Here is a 22,066-nt window from a genome sequence, read left to right as displayed (position 1 = left end):
CCGCTCCCCCGCCAACCGTCCGCGCGCCCCACAGATACCCGCCCCACGCTCACTCCCTTCAACCACCCCACGCCCCCACCAGCCCGGCACCCTCACCCCGCCAACCCGCCCCCTCACCAAGCCAACACCCAGCAAGCCGATCACCCACCCGCCCCGCCAACGCCCCAGACGTCCCCCACCTCCGCCCCATGCACCGCCGCCTGCTCCCGCCCCGCCCGCGCCGCCCCCGCCCGTACCGCCGGGTCGAGCGGGTTACGGCCGAACGCTTGCTTCGCCTCCGGGGACGGCGAGACGACGACCGCACGGGCGCCCCGCTCCACAAGTCGCCGGGTCTGGGCCGTCGGGGACACCAGGGGGCCACCCCCGAGGGTTATCGGAGCGAGGACGACGACCTGGTCGTACCCCTCGGCGAGTTGTGCGTTGGCCGCCGAATTGATACCGCCGTCGATCCAGCGGCGGTCCTCGATGGTGACCGGGGGCCACACGCCGGGGACGGCACAGCTGGCGGCCACGGCGTCGACCAAGGGCAGCCCGCTGTCCTTGTCGAAGACCCGGAGTTCACCGGTCACGGTGTCGACGGCGGTGATGCGCAACGCGCGGTCGGGCCACTCCGGTGAGACGAGCCGGGTCTCGATCGCCGCGCGCCGGGCCGCCGCTCGGGGCGTTTTGGCCGCGAGTGCCATACGGCCGATCTTCCGCCCGTACGCCTCCGGAGTACGCGAGGTCACCGTCGCCCATGCGTAGCGAAGCATTAGGCCGATGCCGAGTCGGGCGGGGATCTCGCCCTCGGGGGCGGCGAGTTGACGCTCGTAGAGCTCCTTGAGCGTGCCGGCCCGCAGCTGGGCCCCGACGGTCGAACCCGCCGACGTACCGATCACGACATCGGCGTCGGAGAGATCGACGCCGGCCTCGGCCAGCCCGTACAGCACTCCGGCCATCCAGCCGATCCCGCTGCTGCCCCCGCCGCCCAGGACCAATGCCTTGCCCGCCATGGTGCCCTGCCTTCCCCACGCCTCGCCACAACTGCCGCCGCGATCAAGTCTTGCGCACGCCACTGACAATCACGGGTACGAGCCGCTGACCTCGAAAAAGAGCGCAGGGCCGCCCCACCGAGAACGCACGTGGGTGCCCGCCCCCGAAAGGACGGGCACCCATTCCACTTCCACTCAGCCGACCCCGCTCAGCCCACCTTCGTCACCGTCCCCGCCCCCACCGTGCGCCCGCCCTCGCGGATCGCGAAGCCGAGCCCCGGCTCCAGCGGGACCTCACGGCCCAGTTCGACCGACATCGTGACGGTGTCACCGGGGCGGGCGACCGCCGTCTCGCCGAGGTCGATGTCGCCGACCACGTCCGCGGTGCGGATGTAGAACTGCGGCCGGTAGCCGGTCGACACGGCGGTCGTGCGGCCACCCTCGCGGGCCGACAGGACGTACACCTGCGCCGAGAAACGGCGGCTGGGGACGACGCTGCCGGGCGCCACGACGATGTGCCCGCGACGGACCGCGTCGCGCGGGACACCGCGCAGCAGCAGTGCCACGTTGTCGCCGGCCTGCGCCTCCGCCATGGGCTTGCCGAAGGTCTCCAGGCCGGTGACCACCGTGTCGACGGCGGCGCCGAGCACTTCGATCCGGTCGCCCACCCGGACCGTGCCGCGCTCGATCGCACCCGTGACGACCGTCCCGCGCCCGGTGATCGTGAGCACGTTCTCGACCGGCAACAGGAACGGCGCGTCCAAGTACCGCTCGGGCATGGGCACATACGTGTCCACGGCGTCGAGCAGCGCGTCGATCGACGCAGCCCAACGGGGGTCCCCCTCAAGGGCCTTGAGACCGGACACCCGCACGACGGGTACGGAGTCGCCGCCGTAGCCGTTCGCGGTGAGCAGTTCGCGGACCTCCAGCTCGACCAGGTCGGTCAGCTCGTCGTCGCCCGCGTCGGCCTTGTTGAGCGCGACCACGATGTGGTCGACGCCCACCTGCCGGGCGAGCAGCACGTGTTCGGCGGTCTGCGGCATGATCCCGTCGAGCGCGGAGACGACGAGGATCGCCCCGTCGAGCTGCGCGGCCCCGGTGACCATGTTCTTGACGTAGTCGGCGTGGCCCGGCATGTCCACGTGGGCGTAGTGCCGGGTGTCCGTCTCGTACTCGACGTGCGCGATGTTGATGGTGATGCCGCGTGCGGCCTCCTCCGGCGCCCGGTCGATCCGGTCGAACGGTACGAAGGTGGACGCGCCGCGCTCGGCGAGGACCTTGGTGATGGCGGCGGTCAGGGTGGTCTTGCCGTGGTCGACGTGGCCCATGGTGCCGATGTTCAGATGCGGTTTGGTGCGCACGTATGCCGTCTTGGGCATGGCTGTACCTCGAAGCCTCTCCGGTGGTGAAAAGAAGGGGGACCCCCGAGGACTCGCCGACCCTCCCCCTGCGGGGTCCGCCGGACGATCCGGAGAGGGTCAGCTTCGGGCGCCGTCGACTGCGGCCGCTGGAACAGACACGAGTACGGGAACGGCAGCCTTCGGGGCATCCGCGACCGCGGATGCTGCGAGGTGGAAGGCGTACCGGAACATGAGGCCGATCATTGCCGACGCTTTGCCCGGCGTCGAACGATTTATCAGTACGTGGGACGTCAGGCGCCGACGTTCTTCAGGGCCTCGCGCACCGACAGCGGCGCGAACCGCCCCTTCTCCCGCGCCAGGAAGCCCCGTACCGCCTCCGGGTCCGTCTTGGCGTACTCGCGCAGGCACCAGCCGATCGCCTTGCGGATGAAGAACTCCGGGTGCCCGGACTGACTGAGGCAGTACGCGAAGAGGCGTTCGGTGTCGGTGCGCTCCTTGTAGCGCAGTTGGTGGAGGAGAGCCGTACGGGCGACCCACATGTCCTCGTCGACGATCCACTCGTCCATGTCCGACGTCAGCTTCGGGTCGGCGGCGACCAGGCCTCCCACTACGTGCGAGGCGAGTGCGTCGACGGTGTCCCACCAAGGAACCGTCGAGACGAGGTGACGGGCGACCGGCAGGAAGCCGGACGTGCAGTGCCTCACATGGCGGCGCAGGTAGTCCACCGCGAAGTACCGGTACTCGCGCTCCGGCAGTTCCCAGCAGCGCAGGGCGATCGCGGTGCAGTCGGTCTCGTCGGGGTGGGGTGTGCCCTCCAGGACCGTGCGGGACAACGCCCTGCGTACGGGTGTGGTGAGGCCCAGGAAGGGCGCGATGTCCTTCATGTACGCCCGCATGGGCACGGCCCGCTCTGGGTCGGCTGCGGCGGCGTACGTGGCCGTGAGCCGCTCCAGCACGGTGTCCGCGAGAACGCTGCCCGGCACTCGCGGGGTGCCCGCACCTGTGACGCTCATGAGACGAACCATACGGCGATCACATACACAGGTCGGTTAGTGTCGCCGACATGCTCGCCGATGCCGCCACCGACTCCGGGGGCACCCGCTCTGGGGGCACCGCCACGGCCACTCCCCAGGCCACTGCCCATGTCACTGGCACGGAGCTCGCCGCAGTCGTGACCGTCCCCGCGGCCATGGCCGTAGCGCCTCTGCTGCCCGTCGTCCCGACCGGCTTCAGCGCGCGCTGCACGAGAGCCCTGCTCTCGCCGTGGTCGCGGCTGTCGATGCTCCTCGTGCTGCTCGCCGGGGCGGCGTCGACCGTGCTGCTCTTCCACCCGCAGCGCCTGCTCTCCGACGGCTGGCCGCCCCAACTCGGCGGCGCCCTGGCGGCGTTGGTGTTCGCGGCGGCGTACGGCCTGTGCAGCGTGGCGTTCGTACCGCGCCCCCTGCTGAACCTCGCGGCGGGCGCGCTGTTCGGCTCCCAGCTGGGCACCGGCGCGGCGCTGGCGGGCACGGTGCTCGGCGCCGGGATCTCCTTCGGCCTGGGCCGAGTACTGGGTCAGGACGCCCTGCGCCCGCTACTGCGGGGCCGCTGGCTGAAGGCGGCCGACGGCCAGCTCAGTCGACACGGCTTCCGTTCGATGATGGCGGCACGGCTCTTCCCGGGACTGCCGTTCTGGGGCGTGAACTACTGCGCCGCCGTCTCCCGCATGCGCTGGACGCCGTTCCTGCTCGCGACGGCACTCGGCTCGATCCCGAACACCGCGGCGTACGTCGTCGCCGGCGCCCGCGCCTCCAGCCCCACCTCGCCGGCCTTCCTGATCGCGATGGCCTGCATCGCCCTGCCGGCCCTGGGCGGCGCGGTGGTGGCCTGGCGCAAGCGTCACCACCTGCGAGCCCAGTGAGGGATCAGACCGCCTCGATGATCATCGCGTTGGCGAGACCCCCCGCCTCGCACATCGTCTGCAGCCCGTAACGCGCCCCGCGGTCCCGCATCGCGTGCACCAGTGTGGTCGTCAGCCGTGTACCGCTCGCCCCGAGCGGATGCCCGATCGCGATGGCCCCGCCGTGCACGTTGACCTTGGCGAGGTCCGCGCCCGTCTCCTGCTGCCAGGCCAGGACGACGCTGGAGAACGCCTCGTTGACCTCGAACAGGTCGATGTCGTCGAGGGTGAGCGACGCCCGGCGCAGCACCTTCTCGGTGGCCGGGATGACACCGGTGAGCATGAGCAGCGGGTCGGACCCGGTCACCGCGAAGCTGTGCAGTCGCGCGAGCGGACGCAGGCCGAGCCGGGCCGCCGTCTCGCTCGACGTGATGAGGACTGCGGAGGCACCGTCGTTGATGGGGCTGGAGTTGCCGGCGGTGATGTTCCACTCGATCTGCGGGAAGCGCTCGGCGTACGTCGCGTCGTAGAAGGCGGGCTTGAGACCGGCGAGGATCTCGGGGGTGCTGCCGGGCCGTACGCACTCGTCGCGCGTCGCCCCAGCCAGGGGTGCCACCTGGGCGTCGAAGAGACCCGCGTCCCAGGCGGCGGCCGCCTTGACGTGCGAGGAGACCGCGAAGGCGTCCAACTGGTCGCGTGTCATCGACCACTTGGCGGCGATGATCTCGGCGCTGATGCCCTGCGGGACGAGGCCCTCCGGGTAACGCCCGGCGACACCGGGGCCGAAGGGGTCCGTCCCGGGCAGCACGCTCGACCCCATCGGCACGCGCCCCATGGACTCCACTCCGCAGGCCACGACCATGTCGTACGCCCCGGAGATCACGCCCTGCGCCGCGAAGTGCACGGCCTGCTGGGACGAGCCGCACTGGCGGTCCACCGTGGTCGCGGGCACCGACTCCGGGAAGCCCGCCGACAGAACGGCCTGCCGGGTGATGTTGACCGCCTGCTCACCGACCTGGGTGACCGTGCCGCCGATGACGTCGTCAATGAGGGCTGGGTCAATCCCGGTGCGCTCGACGAGGCTGCGCAGGGTGTGCGAGAGGAGTTCGACGGGGTGGACCTGGGCGAGGGAGCCGTTCGGCTTGCCCTTGCCTACGGGCGTGCGTACGGCTTCGACGATCACTGCGTCACGCATGGTGCGGGCCTCCGTTGTTTCCAGCGTTGTTTCCAGCGGGCACTACCAGTGAGTAGGAAATTCAAACTCACCATAGCTTCGTTAGTTGGAAAATCAAACCCTCCCTTAAAGTAGGTGCCATGGCCGCCCCCAAAGACCCGCGCCCCTGCTCCATCGCCGACGCGCTCGCACTCGTCGGCGAGAAGTACTCCCTGCTCGTCCTGAGGGAGGTGTGCCTGGGAAACCGCCGCTTCGACCAGCTGGTCCGCAACATCGGCGCCCCGCGCGACGTCCTGGCCACCCGGCTGCGCCGCCTCGTCGACGCCGGGATCCTGACCCGGCGGACGTACAGCGAACACCCGCAGCGTTTCGAGTACCGGCCCACGGAAGCGGGGCTCGAACTGGAGCCGGTCCTGATGACCCTCATGGCGTGGGGCGACCGCCATCTTCGGAGGGATCAGCTCGACCGCCCCATGGTGATCGAACACATCTGCGGCAACGAGCTTGTCCCCGCCGTCACTTGCACGGCCTGCGGCGCCCCGGTTCACCACCAGGACCTGACGGCCCACCCGCAGACACCGGGCTGGACGGTGACAGGCCCAACCGCGGCCTGAGATCCAGACCTACGTCCCCTTGTAGACGTCCAACCGCCCACACATCCCGAACTTCCCGTACGCGGACGGCTGTTCAGCGCGTACCGCGGCACCCGCGAGGTGCGAGAAGTCACCCTGTTCCAGCTGGTCGAGCTGCGCCCCCGTAGCCGCAGCAGCGGCCCGCGCCCCCCGCTCCCACCGCTCGCGCCACTCCGCGAGCCGGGGCCGTACCAACGCGGCGGCGGCCCGGTGGAACTCGGCCAGCGCTTCCGGACCCTCGGCGTCACGCAGCGCCCGGTAGCCCTCCAGGGCGAGGTCGCGCCGGGCACGCGCGACGCGTTCCCGCTCCGCCTCCGGCGCGTCGGCCGGGATCACGGTGACGGAGGCGTACGTCTCCGGGTCGGTGAGGTACTGCGGAGGCAGCGTGAGCACCGCGTCCCCCGCCTCGGGCAGGCCGCTGTTCTGCATGAGGACGGTGATGCGCAGGTCGGCCTCGTTGACGAGCCGGTGGATGGTACCCGGCGTGAACCAGGCGACCGTTCCGGCCGCGAGCGGCGTCACCTCGTACCCGGACGTCGTGAGCGTCTGAACCGCACCGCGCCCGCCGGTGACGACGTACCCCTCCGAACAGGTCAGGTGCATATGGGGAGTTCCGCCGCACACGCCGTCCACGGCCGGCCAGTCGTAGACCGACAGATGCGAGACGGCGACCCCGCCCGGCAGCCCGGAAAAACCTTCAGCGGACCCTCTGTTCACCGCAGGTGTGTTCACCACAGGCTTGTTGACCGCAGGTTTGTTTACCGCAGGTGTGTTGACCGCAGGCGTGTTCACCACGGCCGCGCCTCCAGGTACTTGGCGATCTCCTCCCGCTCCCATGCCCCGTCGGCCACGACGACCCGGTAGCGCCGGGTGAGCGTGTCGCCGGGGTCGAGCACCAGCTCGTCGTAGAAGGCGTAGGAGGGGGCGATTCCCGCGAACGGCTCGTTGCGTACGAACCAGTGATCGGGGTGGGTGCCCTGGGCGTCGGTCTGGTCGTTCTCGGGCGCGTGCGCGAAGACGATGGTCGCGTGGCCGTCGGTGCCGTCGTGCTCTCCGGAGACGGCGAGCCAGGGGCCCTGGGAGCCCATCAGCTCGGGGCCCTCACCGTCGGGGCCGATGATCCGGCCGTCGCGGAAGGCGCGCGGGCCGCGCCAGAAGAGGCCCGTGTAGCCGGCCGCCTCGCGCCCGTGGGTGGTCGGGCTGCCGAACAGCAGGGGCTCGTCACGGCGATTGGTCACGGCGCTCGTCCAGGTCAGCGCCCACGAACCCGACTCCGTGTCGACGTCGTGCACCTCGATCCGGCGCTGCTCGTCGGCCCAGAGTTCGCCGCTGTGCGGGTGCCAGGTCAGCCGTTCGGCGATCACGAGACGTGAATCGTCGGCGTCGATCTCGTCGAAGGCGACGTGGGCCATCGACCCGACCCGCTCCGGGAGTTGGAGATACCCCTCACCGTGAACGTATGTGTTGCCGCCCCACAGGTTCTGGCCCGACAGATGCGAGGCGGTGAACTGCAGGCCCTTGTGCCAGCGGTGGTCATTGGGCCGGTAGTCCGTGACGACGTCACCGGCCAGCGTCCGGATCGGGTGGAGATACGGCTTCGGCGCCTCCCAGGCGGCTTCCGGCCGGTACACATAGCTGAACAGCTCGACGCCGGTGGCCGGTTCGGTCACCGTGATGCGGTCCCCGTGGGCATGGACGATACGCAGGCCGGTCACGCCGACACCTCCTCGCGCGCCACGGGCGCCCAGCCGGGGGCGCCGCCGTGCAGCGCCGTGTAATAGGGGTCTCCGGGGCCGATCTCGCCGGCCCGTACGGTCGTGTCCGTGAACGCCGACTTGTAGAGGGCGGTGATCAGTTCGAGGCTGGTGCGCCCGTCCGTGCCGCTGCTGCGCGGCCGTTCACCGGCTCGCATACTGACGACGAGTTCGCGCAGCTGCTCCAGGTGCGAACTCGGCACGTCCGGCCCGAAGTCCTGCCAGGCCGCGGCCTCCTCGCCCGACACCTCAGGGGCGGGCGTGATGCGCCAGTTGTCGTTGCTGTGCCCGTACAGGTGGGTGAGTTCGACGGTCGCGCGCTCGCAGTCGATGCGGATACGGCTGACCTCGTCGGGGCTCAGCACGCTGTTCACGACGGTGGCCAGCGCGCCGTTCTCGAAACGCACCAGCGCGGTCGAGACGTCCTCGGTCTCCACGTCGTGGACCAGCCGCCCGGCCATCGCCTTCACCTCGCTCCACGGCCCGAGCAGATCGAGCAGCAGATCCATCTGGTGGATGCCGTGCCCCATCGCGGGACCGCCGCCCTCGGTCTCCCAACGCCCGCGCCAGGGCACGGCGTAGTAAGCGGTGTCGCGGTACCAGGTGGTCTGGCAGTGCGCCACGAGCGGCCGCCCCATCGCCCGCTCGGCGAGCAGCCGACGCACATGCCGGGAGCCCGACCCGAAGCGGTGCTGAAAGACGATCGAGGCATACGGCCCGTCGGGTGCGCCCCTCCCCGGGCCCTCTTCGTCCTCTACGGCGTCGAAGTCGGCCAGCGTCGGCACCGGCGGCTTCTCGCACCAGACCCAGGCGCCGGCCCGCAGCGCGGCGACGGTCTGCGCGCGGTGCAGGGTGGGCGGGGTGCAGATGGTGACGAGGTCCGGCCGCTGTTCCCGGAGCATCTGCTCCAGGTCGGTGTAGGCGTGCGGGATCCCGGCCTCGGCGCAGAAGGACTCGGCCGACGTGGCATCGATGTCAACGGCGGCGACGACCTCGGTCTCGCCCTCCTCGGCGAGCCGCGCGAGCGCCGGGAAATGCGAGCCGCGGCCGATGGCACCGGCGCCGACCACGGCGGCCCGGATACGTCGGCCGGTGAGCGGGGTCAAGGGCTGGAGCGCCCCGGGGTTGGTGGCGGGCGTGGACATGGTCGTGATCAGCACTCCTCCGGGGAACAGCGAGCGCATGCAGCAAGCGCTTTCCTCCGCTGCAACGTATGCGCCGCCCCCGCAGCTGGTCAACACCGCGAACCCGGAGTCGTCGGACCACTCGTGAAACCTCTGTGCAGGGAGTCGCGCAACAGCCCTGAAACCTCTGTGCCCGGAGTCCCACAACCGCCGCGAAACCCCTGTGTCGGGCCTGTCACACCGGGACGCTACGCTGCCCCTCACACACACTCGTTCACCGCGCGCGGCGTTTTGGTGTGTCCTTTGCCCCTCCACGATCAGCACTTGGACTCCGTAACTCCATGTCTTGGTTTGAATCACTCATCCTCGGACTCGTCCAGGGGCTGACCGAGTTCCTCCCCGTCTCCTCCAGCGCGCATCTGCGGCTCACGGCGGCCTTCTCGGGCTGGGAGGACCCGGGCGCGGCCTTCACCGCGATCACCCAGCTCGGCACGGAGGCGGCGGTGCTGATCTATTTCCGCCAGGATGTCGGGCGGATTCTCGCCGCGTGGTTCCGATCGCTCACCAACAAGGAGATGCGGCGCGACCACGACGCCCAGATGGGCTGGCTGGTGATCGTCGGCTCCATCCCGATCGGCGTGCTCGGCGTGACCCTCAAGGACCAGATCGAGGGGCCGTTCCGCGACCTGCGCGTCACCGCCACGATGCTGATCGTGATGGGCATCGTCATCGGCGTCGCCGACCGCCTCGCGGCCCGCGACGAGAACGGCGGCCGACACCGGGCCCCCAAGCAGCGCAAGACCCTGGTGGACCTCAACACCAAGGACGGCCTGCTCTACGGCCTCTGTCAGGCGATGGCCCTCGTCCCCGGCGTCTCCCGCTCGGGTGCGACCATCAGCGGCGGCCTCTTCATGGGCTACACCCGCGAGGCGGCGGCCCGTTACTCCTTCCTCCTCGCCATGCCGGCCGTACTGGCCTCCGGAGCCTTCGAGTTGAAGGACGCGGCGGAGGAAGGGCACGTCGCGTGGGGGCCGACGATGTTCGCGACGTTGATCGCGTTCGTCGTCGGATATGCCGTAATTGCGTGGTTCATGAAGTTCATCTCCCACAAGAGCTTCATGCCGTTCGTCTACTACCGCGTCGCCCTCGGCATCGTCATCATCGCGCTGGTGACGGCGGGCGCGCTGAGCCCGCACGCGGCGGAGTCGGCGGGCTGAGTCAACTCCCGGGCAGGGCAAGGGCCCAGGGCTCGGGCTCGATCCCGACGCCGTTCGCGACGTAGGCGATGGTGCGGTACCACCCGGCCAGCACGAGGAACTCGATCGCTTCGGGCTCGTCGAGGTGCTCCCGCAGGCCGGACCAGACCGGGTCGCTCAGCCGGGCGTCGGCGTGGAGTTCGTCGACGGCTCGGAGCAGCGCGGACTGCCGGGGCGACCAGGCGGGGTCGCCGGAGGCGCCGGTCGCGGTCAAAGTGACCTGCCGTTGGGTGAGTCGAGCGGCTTCGGCGTACGTCGCCATGTGAACGCCCCACTCGTAGGCGCAGCCGGAACGGGCGCAGACGCGGGCGATGACGAGTTCGCGGTCGGCGGTGCCCAGGAGGCCGTGGACGAGGAGCCCGGCGCCCAACGCCCGCATACGGGAGGCGAGTTCCGGGTGACGTTCGAGGACCTTGAAGAGCATCAGGGGTTCGCGGGTGACGCCGGGTGGCATCCAGCGGTGCAGGGCGCGGTCGGTCTCGGGGGTGTAGGGCGGGGTGACACCTTCGATGCGCTGTTTCATGTCCGGGTTCACGTCTACCGACTCTTGCGCTTCTGAAATCGAAGCGCAAGAGTGAACGAGGAGTTCGTACCAGGCGATCACCATGTGCCGGGCGAGGAGGCCCAGTTGGAACCGACCCCCACCCCCGGTCGCCCCGTGCGCGGATCGTCCACCGGCCGTCCCGTCATGGCCGCGCTCGACCTCCTCGGCCGACGCTGGACACTCCGCGTGATCTGGGAGCTCCACCGGCACGACGTCCCGATCGGCTTCCGCGACCTGCGACGCCGCTGCGACGCCATGTCCTCCAGCGTCCTGTCCACCCGGCTGACGGAGCTGCGCGAGGCGGACATCGCGGGGCAGACGCCGGACGGGGCCTGGCAGTTGACCGCGCTCGGCGCGGACCTCGTGACGGCGATGGGGCCGCTGTCGGAGTGGTCGCGGGTGTGGGCCGAGCGGCGGGGGTGACCAACTCATGGCGCTGACGCAGCAGTTCGCCCGCGTGCCGCCCGACTACCTCGACCGCTGCCGCACTTCGGCCCTCACCTCGCCCGGCGCGTCCCCGGGCTGGGATCCACCGGACGGCGACCTGCTCGACACGGGCTGGGCGCTGTGGGGCCTCATCCGCTACTGCCGGTCGACCGGCGCCGACCCGGAGGCGATCGCCCTGCTCGACCGGGCCGTCTCGGGCGATCCCGACGGGAATGTGGGATTCCTGGACCACGACGACGTGTACGACGGCTTCGGCGATCCGCCTCGACTGCTCGCCCCGGCCGCGGTCGCCGACGTCGCCGCCGCACTGGTCCGTCTCCAACTCGGCGACCTGCTCGCGGACATGCCGGCGTCCGCCGAAGTCGCGGCCGACGTCTGCGGGTTCGGCCCCCGGTCCGACATCGACGTACGGGAACATCTGACCGAACACTTCGTCGCCCTGCGGGAGTTCTACCGGGCCGCCGCACGTCACACCCAGTGCGTCGTCACGTGGGTCGACTGAGCGTCCGGGCCGCGCCGGGCGCTTCGCTCAACCCGCCCGTGACCAAGCCCATACGGTCTGAGTAGCCGTCCGGTAGCGCAGTGTCAGTCCTTGCCCCTAGGCTGTTCACATGTCCCCCGATTCCGTGGCCCCTGGTTCCGTGCGGTCTGCTTCCGAGGTGAACGAGCAGATCCGGGCACTCTGGCTGCGTGCGGGCGGCTCGCTCTCGACCGAAGAGCGGGAGGAATACGAGCTGTTGGTGGTCGAGTGGGCCAAGGCGATACGTGACGAGGTCATCGCGGCGGCCTGAAGCTCACCGCCCGCCCGACACCCGCACCACCGTCCCCGTCGCGTAGGACGCCTCCGGTGACATCAACCAGGCGATGGCCGCGGCGACTTCCTCGGGCCGGCCGGCGCGGCGCAGCGGGATCGACGCCGCCAACCGCTCGGCGCGGTCCGGGTCGCCGGATCTCCCGTGGATCTCCGTGTCGATGACGCCGGGCGCGACCGCGTTGACGCGGATGCCGTCGGGGCCGAGTTCCTTGGCCAGGCCGAGCGTGAGGGTGTCGACGGCGGCCTTCGTCGCGGCGTAGTGGACGTAGTCGCCGGGGCTGCCGAGGGTCGCGGCGGCGGACGAGACGTTCACGATCACGCCGTTTCCCCGTGCCGTCATCGCACGCGCCGCGCGGCGTGAACACAGCAGTGTCCCCAGCAGGTTGACCTCGACGACGCGGCGCAGGTCGGCGGGGTCGGTGTCGGCGAGGCGGCCGAACGGGCCGGTCACCCCGGCGTTGTTCACCAGGCCTGTGACGGGGCCGAGTTGCTTCTCGGCCACGGTGAAGAGGCGCTCGACGTCTGCCTCGACGGACGTGTCCGCCCGTACGCAGACCGAACGGGCACCGGCCCGCCGTACCGCCTCCGCGACGTCCTCGGCGGCCTGCGCGTCCCGGAGGTAGCCGACGACCACGTCGTGCCCGTCCTCCGCGAGCCGTCGGCAGGTCGCGGCACCGATCCCCCGGCTGCCCCCGGTGACGACCGTGACAAGACGTTTCATGAGCACTCCTCGGGACGACGACCACCGAATGTTCCCCACCTTGTATCCGCGTCCCCCTTGGCGCGACACGCTCCGTAGCCAACACTGAGCCGATGACGCAGCGTGTGGAACTGGCGATTGTGATGGACCGGCTGGCCGTGGACGAAGTGATCACCGAATACGCGGTGGCGGTGGACGACGGCGACTGGGAGGCGTACCGGAAACTGTTCGCCCCGGACGGGCGTGCCGACTACCGGTCCGCCGGAGGGATCGAGGGGAACGCGGAAGAGATCGCCGGGTGGCTCACGGAGAGCCTGGGACTGTTCTCGATGCGACAGCATCTGATCGTGAACCGGCGGATCCACTTCGGAGCCCTGGATCAGCACACCGACGACACCGCACGCGTCCAGGCCGACTACGTCAATCCGATGCGCTTCGCCAGGGACGAGGATCAGGATCAGGAGATCAGCGGCGACGGCGACCGCTCCACCGCTCCCGACTTCGTATGCGGCGGGCGGTACGCGTTCGGGCTGCTGCGGACGGACGACGGCTGGCGGCTGACCGAGGTCGTCGTGGAGGAGAAGTGGCGGCGTCTTCCCGACCGGCGCCCGCAGGCCGTGATCCACTGAGTCGGCCGGACTGAGATGGCCGGACTGAGACAGCCGGACTGAGATGGCCGGACTGAGATGGCCGGACTCGGACGACCCGGTCGACGTCCTCTGTGCGAGATCCTCCCCGGCACGCACACTGGAGCGATCAGCGGGTAGGGAGGTGCCGTATGAAGACCTTCGGCGACTGGCTCGCCTCTCCGTGGCGGCGCTCCCTGCTCGCCGTGCTCGCGGGCGCCCTGCCCGTGTTCGCGTTTCCGGCGCCGTCCCTGTGGTGGTTCGCCTACGTCGCGCTCGTCCCCTGGATCCTGCTGACACGCTCCGCGCCGACCGGGCGGCGGGCGCTCTACGACGGCTGGTTCGGGGGGCTCGGGTTCATGCTGGCCGTGCACAGCTGGCTGGTGCCGAGCCTGAGTGTGTTCATCGTGGTCATCGCGGGGCTGCTGGGCGTGCTGTGGGCGCCGTGGGGCTGGCTGGTGCGCCGCTTCCTCGGGGGCGTGCCGTCGCCCCGGCGGGGCGGTGCCGCGCTGCTGGTGCTGCCCTCGGGCTGGCTGATGGTCGAACTCGTGCGGTCCTGGCAGGGGTTGGGCGGCCCCTGGGGGCTGCTCGGCTCCACCCAGTGGCAGGTGGAACCGGCGTTGCGGCTCGCGTCCGTCGGCGGGGTGTGGCTGCTGAGCTTCCTGGTCGTGGCCGTCAACGTCGCGGTCGCCGTCCTCGTCGCCGTGCGCGAGTCCCGGGTGCCCGCCGTCGCCGGGCTCCTGGCCACCGCCGCCGCTACCTCCGCCGCCTGGGTGTGGTCGCCGCGCCCCGACGTCGACGGCCGCGTCCGGATCGCCGTCGTACAGCCCGGGATCATCGACGGCGACGAGAGCGGCGCCCGGCGCTTCGACCGCGAGGAGCAGCTGACCCGCCGACTGGTCGGTCGGAACGTCGACTTGATCGCCTGGGGCGAGAGCAGCGTCAGCTTCGATCTGACCAAACGGCCCGATCTCGCGCGTCGTATCGCCGCCCTCTCCAAGGAGACCGGCGCCGACATCCTGGTCAACGTGGACGCCCAGCGCTCCGACAAGCCCGGCATCTACAAGAGCTCGATCCTGGTCGGCCCGAAGGGTCTCACCGGCGATCGCTACGACAAGATGCGGCTCGTCCCCTTCGGGGAGTACATCCCGTTCCGCTCGCTGCTCGGCTGGGCCACCTCCGTAGGCAAGGCGGCGGGCGTGGACCGCAGGCACGGCACCGAGCAGGTGGTGATGAACGTGGGGCACGGGCTGCGCATCGGCCCGCTGATCTGCTTCGAGACCGCGTTCCCCGACATGAGCCGCCACCTAGCTCAGGACGGCGCCGACGTCCTGCTCGCGCAGTCGTCGACCTCGTCGTTCCAGAACAGCTGGGCCCCCGAACAACACGCCACCCTCGCCGCCCTGCGCGCCGCCGAGACCGGCCGCCCGATCGTCCACGCCACCCTGACCGGCGTCTCCGCCGTCTACGGCCCGAGCGGACAGCGCATCGGTTCCTGGCTGGGCACGAACAAGAGCACCACCCAGGTCTACGACGTCCCGCTCGCCCACGGCATCACGCCGTACGTCCGCTACGGCGCCTGGCCGGTGGGGATGGCGCTGCTGATCCTCGCGGCCATGTGCGCCGGCGAGGGGGTACAGGCGCTCAGGCTGCGGCGGACCGGTCCGCGACCTCTCGTACCACCCGCTCGCACAGTTCATGAGTCGCCAGCGCGTCCCGGGCGCTGAGCACCTTGCCGGCGCGCACGGCGTCGAGGAACGTGAGGACGGCCTGCTCGATGCCCCGCTGCCGGGCCACCGGCACCCAGTCCCCTCGGCGCCGTGTCGTCGGCTGGCCCTTGTGGTCGACGACCTCGGCGAGGTTGAGGACCTGACGCTTGGTGTCCTGGCCGGAGACCTCCAGGATCTCCTCGACCGAGCCGCTGAGCCGGTTCATCACCCCGAGCGCGGTGAAGCCGTCGCCGGAGAGCTGGAGCACGAGGTGGTGCAGCAGTCCGTCCCGGGTGCGGGCGCGCACGGTCACGTCCTCGACCGGGCCCGGCACCAGGAACCGCAGGGTGTCCACGATGTGGATGAAGTCGTCCAGGATCATCGCGCGCGGCTCCTCGGGGAGCCCGATCCGGTTCTTCTGCATGAGGATCAACTCGCGCGGGTGGTCGAGGCACTGCGCGTACCCGGGGGCGTGGCGGCGGTTGAAGCCGACCGCGAGCGACACGTTCCGCTCCTCCGCGAGCCGCACCAGCCGCTCGGAGTCGGCCAGTTCGTAGGCGAGCGGCTTGTCGACGTATGTCGCCACCCCCGCCTCAAGAAGCCGGGTGACGATCTCGGGGTGCACGATCGTGGGCGCGTGCACGAACGCGGCGTCGAGGCCCTGCGCGAGGAGCGCGTCGAGGTCCGTGTGCCGCCGGTCCGCCGGGAGGTGCAGGCCGTCGGCGACCCGGGCGAGGGTGGCGGGCGTGCGGGTCTGCAGATGCAGCTCCACCCCGGGCAGCCCGCCGAGAACCGGCAGGTAGGCCTTCTGCGCGATGTCTCCGAGCCCGATGCAGCCGACCTTCACGGAGTCTCCCAACGCTCGCCCAGCGGTACCTCGTGTACCTCCTCGGAAGCATACGGCGGGGGAATATCCGCTGGTGCGGGCGGGCGGAGCACGCGAGGATGCGGGGATGACCATCGAGCGCAGTGAACCCGCCACCACCGCCGACGAACGCACCATGCTGGACGGCTGGCTCACGTACCACCGGGCGACCCTCGCCCAGAAGTGCGAGGGCCTGACCGACGAACAGTTGCGGACCGCTTCGGTGGAGCCGTCCGACCTGACGCTCATGGGCCTGGTGCGGCACATGGCGGAGGTGGAGCGCAGCTGGTACCGCCGGGTCCTGTCGGACGAGCAGCTGACCCCGATCTACTACAGCGACGAGGACCCGGACGGCGACTTCCACCTCACCGAGGCGGACACCTGGGCCGAGGCGTACGCGACCTGGCAGGCCGAGATCGCGGCAGCGAACGAGCACGCGGCCCGGTTCACCCTGGACAACATCTCCGTGGGCAAGCACCGGCGCACCGGCGAGCGCTTCAACCTGCGCTGGATCCACACCCACATGATCGAGGAGTACGCCCGGCACAACGGCCATGCCGACCTGCTGCGTGAGCGGATCGACGGGAACACCGGCGACTGACACCGGTGACCGGCGGCTGACGTCACGTCACCCGGAGCGGGCGCGCGCCGTCCGTAAGGGGGCGGAGATCACCCGTGTGGGGCATCATCCGCCCGTCCGCTGTCCCAACCGGGTCCGGAACCAGCAGAGTTGCGCGGGTGCATCGAACGACGACCACCGCAACGCTCCTGGTCACCGTGGCTGTCTCGGCCCTCTCCGGCTGTGTGACGGTCCAGCGGCCGGCGGCCCCCGCTTCCCCGGCCGCACCGACCCAAGCGTCGGTGCCACGCCCGGACGGCAGCGCGGAGCCGCAGGTCGTACAGGCCCCGGCGCGGGAGGCGCTGGAACTGATCAACCCGTCCCACCATCCGAGACCCGCGACGCATCCGCCGCACCACGCACCGGTCCAGCCCCCGCAGGCGGCCCAGGCACCGGTCTCCCGCTCGCACCCGCACTCCCACCCGCAGGCGCACCCCCATCCGCACCCGAAGCCGCACCGCCCCCGGCAGTCGGGCGCGAACATCCCCGACGTGGTGAAGTCGGTGCCCAAGAACACGCAGGACGTCTGCGCGCTGGGCAAGAAGTACGGCGGCTGGCAGTCGGACAGCCCGCAGTCGATCATCTGCGGCCAGACGTACGGCCGTTGAAACGCGGGGAACTCCGGAGCCACTGCCACCCGGACCCCGGGACCCCTGTCCCGACCGGACCCTACGGCCGCGGTCTCGGCGGTCCCCAGCTCTCGCCCCCGCCCGCGTCCCCGTCGCCCAGTCGCAGCTCCAGCCGGCCGATCGCGGCCCGCACGCCGTTGCCGTAGCCGTCGTCGGCGAGGACGGTGCAGGCGTCGCGGGCGCGGCGGATGTGGGTGCGGGCGGCGTCCGGGCGGTCGAGCTTCACGTAGTCGGCGGCGAGGTTGAGGTGCAGGGAGGGGTAGAAGGCGCGGATCGTGATCGCCCCCTCCTGGCCGGCGTTCCCCATGTCCCCGGAGTCTTCGGTCTCCCCGGGGTCTCCCGCGTCCCGCCCGTCCGTCAGCTCGTCCGCCGCCGACAACGCCCTGAGATCCCAGGCGAGTTCGTCGGTCGGGTCGTCCTGGGTGTCGGCGAGGTAGTGGGCCAGTGTGCAGCGGTGGAGTGGGTCGCCGTCCTCGCCCAGCTCCACCCAGAGGCCCAGCAGGCGGTCCCGGGCCTCCTCGCGGTCGCCGCCGTGGTGCAGCATGACGATCTGTCCGATCCGCGTCAGCAGAGCGTCCGGCGCCGCCTGCTCCTGTCGCTCCGCCACCGCGTCCTCCGCACTCGCCAGCCACCCTGGCTGTCCCCGTCGACGTTAGGGCCTGCCCGGCGGATCATGCCGCAGACGCGGGGTGTGGCACGCGCATCTACCACGTTGTCGTCCCTCGCCATGGCCCCGGACCGGCCCCGGTGAGGTCAGCCCAGGTTCGGGATGCGCCAGTCGATGGCGGTGTGGCCCTGCTGCGCGACGGCCTCGTCGATCTGGGTGAACGGGTGGGAGCCGAAGAACTTCTTGGCGGAGAGCGGGGACGGGTGCGCGCCCTTGACCACCACGTGGCGCTCCTCGTCGATCAACGGGAGCTTCTTCTGCGCGTAGTTGCCCCATAGGACGAAGACCGCCGGGTCGGAGCGGTCGGCGACCGCGCGGATCACCGCGTCCGTGAACTTCTCCCAGCCCTTGCCCTTGTGCGAGTTGGCCTCGCCGGAGCGGACCGTGAGCACCGCGTTGAGGAGCAGGACGCCCTGCTGGGCCCATGGCATCAGATATCCGTTGTCCGGGATCGGCAGATCCAGCTCCTCCTTCATCTCCTTGTAGATGTTCCGCAGGGAGGGCGGGGTCTTCACGCCGGGGCGGACCGAGAAGCACAGGCCGTGGCCCTGGCCCTCGCCGTGGTACGGGTCCTGACCGAGGATCAGGACCTTCACCTGGTCGTACGGCGTCGCCTCCAAGGCGGCGAAGACCTCCTCGCGCGGCGGGAAGACGGGACCCTTCGCGCGCTCCTCCTCGACGAACTCGGTCAGCTCCTTGAAGTAGGGCTGCTGAAGCTCGTCGCCCAGGACCCCGCGCCAGGACTCGGGGAGCATGGAGATGTCGGTCACGTCAACTTCCTTACGGTGTGCGGCGACTGCGATGCGGAGCGACCGCGCGGTGCGGTCGCTGCCATGCCCAGAACCTACAGGCGGCCACTGACAACGGGTGCCGAAAGCCGTGTCACCAGCTGGTCTTGCGGTACAGCTCCCACATCATCATGATCGTCGACGGGTCGAGGGCCTGCTCCCCGCCGGAGACGTCCTCGCTCGCGGCCACGTACTGCCGGCCCTGCCACAGCGGCAGCAGCCGCGCGTCGTCCACCAGGACCTGCTGGGCGTCCTCGAACTCCTTGACCACGTCGGCCCGGTCGCTCTCCCGGCGGGACTCGGGCAGCAGTACGTCGGTGATCCTGGTCGACGGGTAGGGCGTGCCGAGCGCGTTCTGCTTCCCCACGAACGGCGCGATGAAGTTGTCCGCGTCGGGGAAGTCCGGGGACCAGCCGCGCCCGAACACCGGGTACTCGCCCTTCTGGTAGCCCGTCACGTACGTCTTCCAGGGGCGGCTCTTCAGCGTGATCGAGAACAGCCCGGAGTTGTCCAACTGCCGCTTCAGTTCGCCGAATTCGAGGGCGGTCTCGGAGCCGTAGCGGTCGGTGGTGTACCAGAGGGTGAGCGGGACGCGCCGGTTGATGCCCGCGTCGGTGAGGAGCTTGCGTGCCTTGGGGACGCTGGGGTCGCCGAAGTCGTCGAAGAAGGCGGTGGTGTGGCCGGTGAGGCCCTTCGGGACCATCGAGTAGAGCGGGTCCACGGTGTCGCGGTAGATCTTGTGGGTGATCGCCCCGCGGTCGACGAGCTGGGCGACGGCCTTGCGGACGGCGAGGTTCCCGGCCCACTTGTCCTTGGGGTTGAACACCAGGTAGTTGATGTCGGTGCCGGAGCCGTCGACCAGTTGCAGGCTCTTCGAGGCGCGGCCCTGGAGGGAGATGATGTCGTCGGCGGCGAGACCGCGGTACGTGACGTCGATCTTTCCGTCCCGCAGCGCCTTCACCATGGTGCCCGAGTCCTGGAAGTAGCGGATCGTCACCGCGCTGTTCTCGCGCTTGGCGAAGCCCTTGTAGCGGTCGTTGCGGACGAGTCGGGCCTGTTTCCCGTCGTCGTACGACTTCAGGGTGTACGGCCCGGAGCCGAAGACCTTGCCGTCCTTGCGCAGGGAGTGCGCGGGGTAGTCGTCGGGGTCGACGATCGACATGGCCGGGGTGGCGAGCACGAACGGGAAGGTGGCGTCGGGCTTGTTGAGGTGGAAGACCACCTCGCGGTCGCCGCGGACCTGCACGCGGTCGAGGCTGCCGAGCAGGCCGGCGGGTCCGCCCGAGGCGTCGATCTGCCGGATCCGGTCGATGGAGTGCTTGACGGCCTTGGCGTCGAGGGTGTCGCCGTCGGCGAACTTCATGCCCGCGCGGAGTTCGCAGCGGTACGTCGTGTTCGACCCGTCCGTGAACGCGCACTCGGCGGCGTCCGGTTCGGGCGAGGTCGCGCCGGACGGGTAGGCGAGGAGCGTCTGGTAGATGTTGCGGAACAGCTCCCAGGAGCCGTCCCAGGAGGCGGCCGGATCGAGTGTGGTGGGGGCGCTGGTGGTGCCGACGACGATGGCTCCCCGGTCGTCGGAATTCCCGTCCGAGAACACACCGCATCCGGCCGCCAGGGATATCGACGCGATCGCCGCGCCCGCCCGCAGGCCTCGGTTCCGGTTGAACACACGCACGCTCCTCGATCCGCCGTACCAAGGGTCGGCAGACCGTACCGCAGTTCCCCGGCCGGAAAAGCTGGTTCGGACGAGGCTGTTGAGCAGCGTTTTTATGACGACGTTGTCATTCGGCTGTGCGCGTTCCATGTCCTGACACGGGCGCCGATTCCGTCAAGGGAACAGCAAAGAAATCGGCGCCCGGACGGATCGGTCAGCCGACTCCGGCGTTCAGGAGGATGCCGCCGTCGACGACGAGGGTCTGGCCGGTGATCCAGTCGGACTGGTCCGAGGTCAGGAACGCGGCGGTGCCGCCGATGTCGGACGGCACGCCGAGCCGGGCCAGCGGGTAGGAGGCGGCGGCCTCCGCCTCGCGGCCCTCGTACAGGGCGGCGGCGAACTTGGTCTTCACGACCGCCGGGGCGATCGAGTTGACCCGTACGCCGGGCGCGAACTCGTGCGCCAGCTGGAGCGTCAGGTTGATCATCGCGGCCTTGCTGACGCCGTAAGCGCCGATGAACGGCGAGGCGGAGACGCCCGCGAGGGAGGCGATGTTGACGATGGCGCCGCCGTTGTCCTTCTGCCAGGCGTGCCAGGTCTTCTGGGCGAAACCGAGCGCAGAGATGACGTTGGTCTCGAAGACCTTGCGGGCGACGTTCAGGTCGAGGTCGGCGATCGGGCCGAACACCGGGTTCGTACCGGCGTTGTTGACCAGGAAGTCGACGCGGCCGAAGGCCTCCATCGTGCGCTCGACGACGACGGCCTGGTGGGCCTCGTCGTGGGCCTTGCCGGCGACGCCGATGACGCGCTCGGCGCCGAGCGCGTCGACGGCCTCCTTGAGGGCGTCCTCGCTGCGGCCGGTGATGCAGACCCGGTCGCCGCGGGCGAGCAGCGCCTCGGCGACGCCGTAGCCGATGCCGCGGCTGGCGCCGGTGATGACGGCGACCTTGCCGGAGAGTTCAGGCAGTTCAGGCTGTTCAGTCATTTTTCGCGTGTCCCGTGTCCCGTGTCCCGTGTTCCGGTGTTCCCTAGTTGAGCGGTCCGCCGGCGACGTACAGGACCTGGCCGGAGACGAAACCGGCCGCCTCGTTCGTGAAGAAGGCGACGGCGTTGGCGATGTCGTCGGGCTCGCCGACGCGCTGCACCGGGATCTGGGTGGCGGCCGCGGCCTTGAAGTCGTCGAAGCCCATGCCGACGCGGGCGGCGGTGGCGGCGGTCATGTCGGTGGCGATGAAGCCGGGGGCGACGGCGTTGGCCGTGATGCCGAACTTGCCCAGCTCGATGGCGAGGGTCTTGGTGAAGCCCTGCAGACCGGCCTTGGCGGCGGAGTAGTTGGCCTGGCCGCGGTTGCCGAGGGCGGAGGACGAGGAGAGGTTGACGATCCGGCCGAAGCCCGCGTCGACCATGTGCTTCTGGACGGCCTTGGTCATCAGGAACGAGCCGCGCAGGTGGACGCCCAGGACGGTGTCCCAGTCGGCGACGCTCATCTTGAAGAGCAGGTTGTCGCGGAGCACGCCCGCGTTGTTGACGAGGATCGTCGGCGCGCCCAGCTCCGCGACGATCCGCGTGATCGCGGCCTCGACCTGCGCCTCGTCGGAGACGTCGGCGCCGACCGCGAGGGCCTTGCCGCCGGCCGCGGTGATCTTCTCCACGGTGTCCTTGCAGGCGGCCTCGTCGAGGTCGATCACGGCGACCGCGCGGCCCTCGGCCGCGAGGCGTACGGCGGTGGCGGCGCCGATGCCCCGCGCCCCGCCGGTGACAATCGCGACCCGCTGCTCAGTGGTGGACATTGCTGGTTCTCCTCGCCCTTGAGAATCTCTCGCCCTGCGCGGCCCGCCGGTGAGCGACCGCTT

Annotated in this window: 25 protein-coding genes; 10 read left to right on the top strand and 15 right to left on the bottom strand. The window is 70.5% G+C overall.

What is annotated here, in order from left to right:
* Positions 1-140: 140 nt before the first annotated feature.
* The 3 genes from OG226_RS40635 to OG226_RS40625 all read right to left on the bottom strand — a co-directional run bounded on the left by OG226_RS40635 (position 141) and on the right by OG226_RS40625 (position 3,345).
* Positions 141-992 (bottom strand): patatin-like phospholipase family protein, encoded by an 852-nt coding sequence (locus OG226_RS40635; protein ID WP_329351749.1) that lies wholly within the window; start codon positions 990-992, stop codon positions 141-143.
* A 188-nt stretch (positions 993-1,180) separates the two neighbouring features.
* On the bottom strand, positions 1,181-2,350 hold the full coding sequence (tuf, locus tag OG226_RS40630) for an elongation factor Tu (RefSeq protein ID WP_328684698.1): 1,170 nt from the start codon (positions 2,348-2,350) through the stop codon (positions 1,181-1,183).
* A gap of 272 nt (positions 2,351-2,622) precedes the next feature.
* Positions 2,623-3,345: a DNA alkylation repair protein gene (locus OG226_RS40625; protein ID WP_329351747.1), complete on the bottom strand. Its 723-nt coding sequence runs from the start codon at positions 3,343-3,345 to the stop codon at positions 2,623-2,625.
* A gap of 50 nt (positions 3,346-3,395) precedes the next feature.
* Here OG226_RS40625 and OG226_RS40620 point away from each other — a divergent pair, with 50 nt between their 5' ends.
* Positions 3,396-4,232: a TVP38/TMEM64 family protein gene (locus tag OG226_RS40620; RefSeq protein ID WP_329351746.1), complete on the top strand. Its 837-nt coding sequence runs from the start codon at positions 3,396-3,398 to the stop codon at positions 4,230-4,232.
* Between the two features lie 4 nt (positions 4,233-4,236).
* Here OG226_RS40620 and OG226_RS40615 read toward each other — a convergent pair whose 3' ends face one another.
* On the bottom strand, positions 4,237-5,406 hold the full coding sequence (locus tag OG226_RS40615) for a thiolase family protein (RefSeq protein ID WP_329351745.1): 1,170 nt from the start codon (positions 5,404-5,406) through the stop codon (positions 4,237-4,239).
* 119 nt (positions 5,407-5,525) lie between these two features.
* On the opposite strand from OG226_RS40615, the gene OG226_RS40610 reads away from it, so the two are divergent.
* Positions 5,526-5,999, top strand: coding sequence for a winged helix-turn-helix transcriptional regulator (locus OG226_RS40610; RefSeq protein WP_329351744.1), 474 nt, complete (start codon positions 5,526-5,528; stop codon positions 5,997-5,999).
* A gap of 9 nt (positions 6,000-6,008) precedes the next feature.
* Here the strand turns inward: OG226_RS40610 and OG226_RS40605 are convergent, their stop codons facing one another.
* The 3 genes from OG226_RS40605 to OG226_RS40595 all read right to left on the bottom strand — a co-directional run bounded on the left by OG226_RS40605 (position 6,009) and on the right by OG226_RS40595 (position 8,916).
* Positions 6,009-6,620, bottom strand: coding sequence for a cupin domain-containing protein (locus OG226_RS40605; protein ID WP_329353653.1), 612 nt, complete (start codon positions 6,618-6,620; stop codon positions 6,009-6,011).
* Between the two features lie 185 nt (positions 6,621-6,805).
* Positions 6,806-7,732 carry a PmoA family protein gene (locus OG226_RS40600; RefSeq protein ID WP_328684693.1) on the bottom strand — a complete coding sequence of 309 codons (927 nt, stop codon included), beginning with the start codon at positions 7,730-7,732 and terminating at the stop codon, positions 6,806-6,808.
* A complete protein-coding gene (locus OG226_RS40595; RefSeq protein WP_328686573.1) occupies positions 7,729-8,916 on the bottom strand; it encodes a Gfo/Idh/MocA family protein in 1,188 nt (395 codons plus the stop codon). Before OG226_RS40595 ends, OG226_RS40600 begins: the two co-directional genes overlap by 4 nt.
* Positions 8,917-9,236: 320 nt before the next feature.
* On the opposite strand from OG226_RS40595, the gene OG226_RS40590 reads away from it, so the two are divergent.
* On the top strand, positions 9,237-10,112 hold the full coding sequence (locus OG226_RS40590) for an undecaprenyl-diphosphate phosphatase (RefSeq protein ID WP_328684692.1): 876 nt from the start codon (positions 9,237-9,239) through the stop codon (positions 10,110-10,112).
* Position 10,113: 1 nt separating this feature from the next.
* Here OG226_RS40590 and OG226_RS40585 read toward each other — a convergent pair whose 3' ends face one another.
* Positions 10,114-10,674, bottom strand: a complete 561-nt coding sequence (locus tag OG226_RS40585; protein ID WP_329351742.1) for a carboxymuconolactone decarboxylase family protein — start codon at positions 10,672-10,674, stop codon at positions 10,114-10,116.
* 165 nt (positions 10,675-10,839) lie between these two features.
* Between OG226_RS40585 and OG226_RS40580 the strand changes: the two genes are divergently transcribed.
* The 3 genes from OG226_RS40580 (at position 10,840) to OG226_RS40570 (ending at position 11,933) form a co-directional block, all read left to right on the top strand.
* Positions 10,840-11,118 carry a winged helix-turn-helix transcriptional regulator gene (locus OG226_RS40580; RefSeq protein WP_328686572.1) on the top strand — a complete coding sequence of 93 codons (279 nt, stop codon included), beginning with the start codon at positions 10,840-10,842 and terminating at the stop codon, positions 11,116-11,118.
* A gap of 7 nt (positions 11,119-11,125) precedes the next feature.
* Entirely contained in the window at positions 11,126-11,644 is a 519-nt protein-coding gene (locus OG226_RS40575; RefSeq protein ID WP_328684690.1) for a DUF1877 family protein, read from the top strand.
* 109 nt (positions 11,645-11,753) lie between these two features.
* Positions 11,754-11,933 (top strand): hypothetical protein, encoded by a 180-nt coding sequence (locus OG226_RS40570; protein WP_328684689.1) that lies wholly within the window; start codon positions 11,754-11,756, stop codon positions 11,931-11,933.
* 3 nt (positions 11,934-11,936) lie between these two features.
* Here OG226_RS40570 and OG226_RS40565 read toward each other — a convergent pair whose 3' ends face one another.
* Complete coding sequence (locus OG226_RS40565; RefSeq protein ID WP_328684688.1) at positions 11,937-12,677, bottom strand: SDR family NAD(P)-dependent oxidoreductase; 741 nt, start codon at positions 12,675-12,677, stop codon at positions 11,937-11,939.
* A 92-nt stretch (positions 12,678-12,769) separates the two neighbouring features.
* Here OG226_RS40565 and OG226_RS40560 point away from each other — a divergent pair, with 92 nt between their 5' ends.
* Together OG226_RS40560 and lnt are read left to right on the top strand one after the other, a co-directional pair.
* Positions 12,770-13,285, top strand: coding sequence for a nuclear transport factor 2 family protein (locus OG226_RS40560; RefSeq protein ID WP_328684687.1), 516 nt, complete (start codon positions 12,770-12,772; stop codon positions 13,283-13,285).
* 149 nt (positions 13,286-13,434) lie between these two features.
* On the top strand, positions 13,435-15,009 hold the full coding sequence (lnt, locus tag OG226_RS40555; protein WP_329351740.1) for an apolipoprotein N-acyltransferase: 1,575 nt from the start codon (positions 13,435-13,437) through the stop codon (positions 15,007-15,009).
* Here lnt and OG226_RS40550 read toward each other — a convergent pair.
* The gene (locus tag OG226_RS40550) at positions 14,927-15,838 is read right to left on the bottom strand and encodes a Gfo/Idh/MocA family protein (protein ID WP_329351739.1); all 912 of its coding nucleotides are present in this window, start codon (positions 15,836-15,838) and stop codon (positions 14,927-14,929) included. The genes lnt and OG226_RS40550 overlap by 83 nt on opposite strands.
* 106 nt (positions 15,839-15,944) lie before the next feature.
* On the opposite strand from OG226_RS40550, the gene OG226_RS40545 reads away from it, so the two are divergent.
* The gene (locus OG226_RS40545; protein ID WP_329351738.1) at positions 15,945-16,457 is read left to right on the top strand and encodes a DinB family protein; all 513 of its coding nucleotides are present in this window, start codon (positions 15,945-15,947) and stop codon (positions 16,455-16,457) included.
* Between the two features lie 137 nt (positions 16,458-16,594).
* Positions 16,595-17,083: a hypothetical protein gene (locus tag OG226_RS40540; protein ID WP_329351737.1), complete on the top strand. Its 489-nt coding sequence runs from the start codon at positions 16,595-16,597 to the stop codon at positions 17,081-17,083.
* Between the two features lie 61 nt (positions 17,084-17,144).
* Here OG226_RS40540 and OG226_RS40535 read toward each other — a convergent pair whose 3' ends face one another.
* The 5 genes from OG226_RS40535 to fabG form a co-directional block, all read right to left on the bottom strand.
* Positions 17,145-17,711 carry a hypothetical protein gene (locus OG226_RS40535; protein ID WP_329351735.1) on the bottom strand — a complete coding sequence of 189 codons (567 nt, stop codon included), beginning with the start codon at positions 17,709-17,711 and terminating at the stop codon, positions 17,145-17,147.
* A gap of 146 nt (positions 17,712-17,857) precedes the next feature.
* Positions 17,858-18,541 (bottom strand): uracil-DNA glycosylase, encoded by a 684-nt coding sequence (gene ung / locus OG226_RS40530; protein ID WP_329351734.1) that lies wholly within the window; start codon positions 18,539-18,541, stop codon positions 17,858-17,860.
* A gap of 112 nt (positions 18,542-18,653) precedes the next feature.
* Positions 18,654-20,228 carry an ABC transporter substrate-binding protein gene (locus OG226_RS40525; protein WP_329351732.1) on the bottom strand — a complete coding sequence of 525 codons (1,575 nt, stop codon included), beginning with the start codon at positions 20,226-20,228 and terminating at the stop codon, positions 18,654-18,656.
* A 199-nt stretch (positions 20,229-20,427) separates the two neighbouring features.
* Entirely contained in the window at positions 20,428-21,198 is a 771-nt protein-coding gene (locus OG226_RS40520; protein WP_328684679.1) for an SDR family oxidoreductase, read from the bottom strand.
* A gap of 43 nt (positions 21,199-21,241) precedes the next feature.
* The gene (fabG, locus tag OG226_RS40515; RefSeq protein WP_019059411.1) at positions 21,242-22,003 is read right to left on the bottom strand and encodes a 3-oxoacyl-ACP reductase FabG; all 762 of its coding nucleotides are present in this window, start codon (positions 22,001-22,003) and stop codon (positions 21,242-21,244) included.
* Positions 22,004-22,066: the final 63 nt, after the last annotated feature.

Source organism: Streptomyces sp. NBC_01261, assembly GCF_036226385.1.
Classification (GTDB): Bacteria; Actinomycetota; Actinomycetes; order Streptomycetales; family Streptomycetaceae; genus Streptomyces.
The sequence above is the reverse complement of the archived record's forward strand: the minus strand, read 5'-3'. Positions and strand labels throughout refer to the sequence as shown.

What these genes read in the sequence shown, in the direction of transcription:
- OG226_RS40570 (WP_328684689.1), top strand. Translation starts at nt 11,754, where the DNA reads ATGTCCCCCGATTCCGTGGCCCCTGGTTCCGTGCGGTCTGCTTCCGAG.
- OG226_RS40520 (WP_328684679.1), bottom strand. Translation starts at nt 21,198, where the DNA reads ATGACTGAACAGCCTGAACTGCCTGAACTCTCCGGCAAGGTCGCCGTC.
- OG226_RS40575 (WP_328684690.1), top strand. Translation starts at nt 11,126, where the DNA reads ATGGCGCTGACGCAGCAGTTCGCCCGCGTGCCGCCCGACTACCTCGAC.
- OG226_RS40560 (WP_328684687.1), top strand. Translation starts at nt 12,770, where the DNA reads ATGACGCAGCGTGTGGAACTGGCGATTGTGATGGACCGGCTGGCCGTG.
- lnt (WP_329351740.1), top strand. Translation starts at nt 13,435, where the DNA reads ATGAAGACCTTCGGCGACTGGCTCGCCTCTCCGTGGCGGCGCTCCCTG.
- OG226_RS40565 (WP_328684688.1), bottom strand. Translation starts at nt 12,677, where the DNA reads ATGAAACGTCTTGTCACGGTCGTCACCGGGGGCAGCCGGGGGATCGGT.
- OG226_RS40625 (WP_329351747.1), bottom strand. Translation starts at nt 3,345, where the DNA reads ATGAGCGTCACAGGTGCGGGCACCCCGCGAGTGCCGGGCAGCGTTCTC.
- OG226_RS40635 (WP_329351749.1), bottom strand. Translation starts at nt 992, where the DNA reads ATGGCGGGCAAGGCATTGGTCCTGGGCGGCGGGGGCAGCAGCGGGATC.
- tuf (WP_328684698.1), bottom strand. Translation starts at nt 2,350, where the DNA reads ATGCCCAAGACGGCATACGTGCGCACCAAACCGCATCTGAACATCGGC.
- OG226_RS40610 (WP_329351744.1), top strand. Translation starts at nt 5,526, where the DNA reads ATGGCCGCCCCCAAAGACCCGCGCCCCTGCTCCATCGCCGACGCGCTC.
- OG226_RS40605 (WP_329353653.1), bottom strand. Translation starts at nt 6,620, where the DNA reads ATGCACCTGACCTGTTCGGAGGGGTACGTCGTCACCGGCGGGCGCGGT.
- OG226_RS40595 (WP_328686573.1), bottom strand. Translation starts at nt 8,916, where the DNA reads ATGTCCACGCCCGCCACCAACCCCGGGGCGCTCCAGCCCTTGACCCCG.
- OG226_RS40580 (WP_328686572.1), top strand. Translation starts at nt 10,840, where the DNA reads ATGGCCGCGCTCGACCTCCTCGGCCGACGCTGGACACTCCGCGTGATC.
- OG226_RS40585 (WP_329351742.1), bottom strand. Translation starts at nt 10,674, where the DNA reads ATGAAACAGCGCATCGAAGGTGTCACCCCGCCCTACACCCCCGAGACC.
- OG226_RS40620 (WP_329351746.1), top strand. Translation starts at nt 3,396, where the DNA reads ATGCTCGCCGATGCCGCCACCGACTCCGGGGGCACCCGCTCTGGGGGC.
- OG226_RS40545 (WP_329351738.1), top strand. Translation starts at nt 15,945, where the DNA reads ATGACCATCGAGCGCAGTGAACCCGCCACCACCGCCGACGAACGCACC.
- OG226_RS40590 (WP_328684692.1), top strand. Translation starts at nt 9,237, where the DNA reads ATGTCTTGGTTTGAATCACTCATCCTCGGACTCGTCCAGGGGCTGACC.
- OG226_RS40615 (WP_329351745.1), bottom strand. Translation starts at nt 5,406, where the DNA reads ATGCGTGACGCAGTGATCGTCGAAGCCGTACGCACGCCCGTAGGCAAG.
- fabG (WP_019059411.1), bottom strand. Translation starts at nt 22,003, where the DNA reads ATGTCCACCACTGAGCAGCGGGTCGCGATTGTCACCGGCGGGGCGCGG.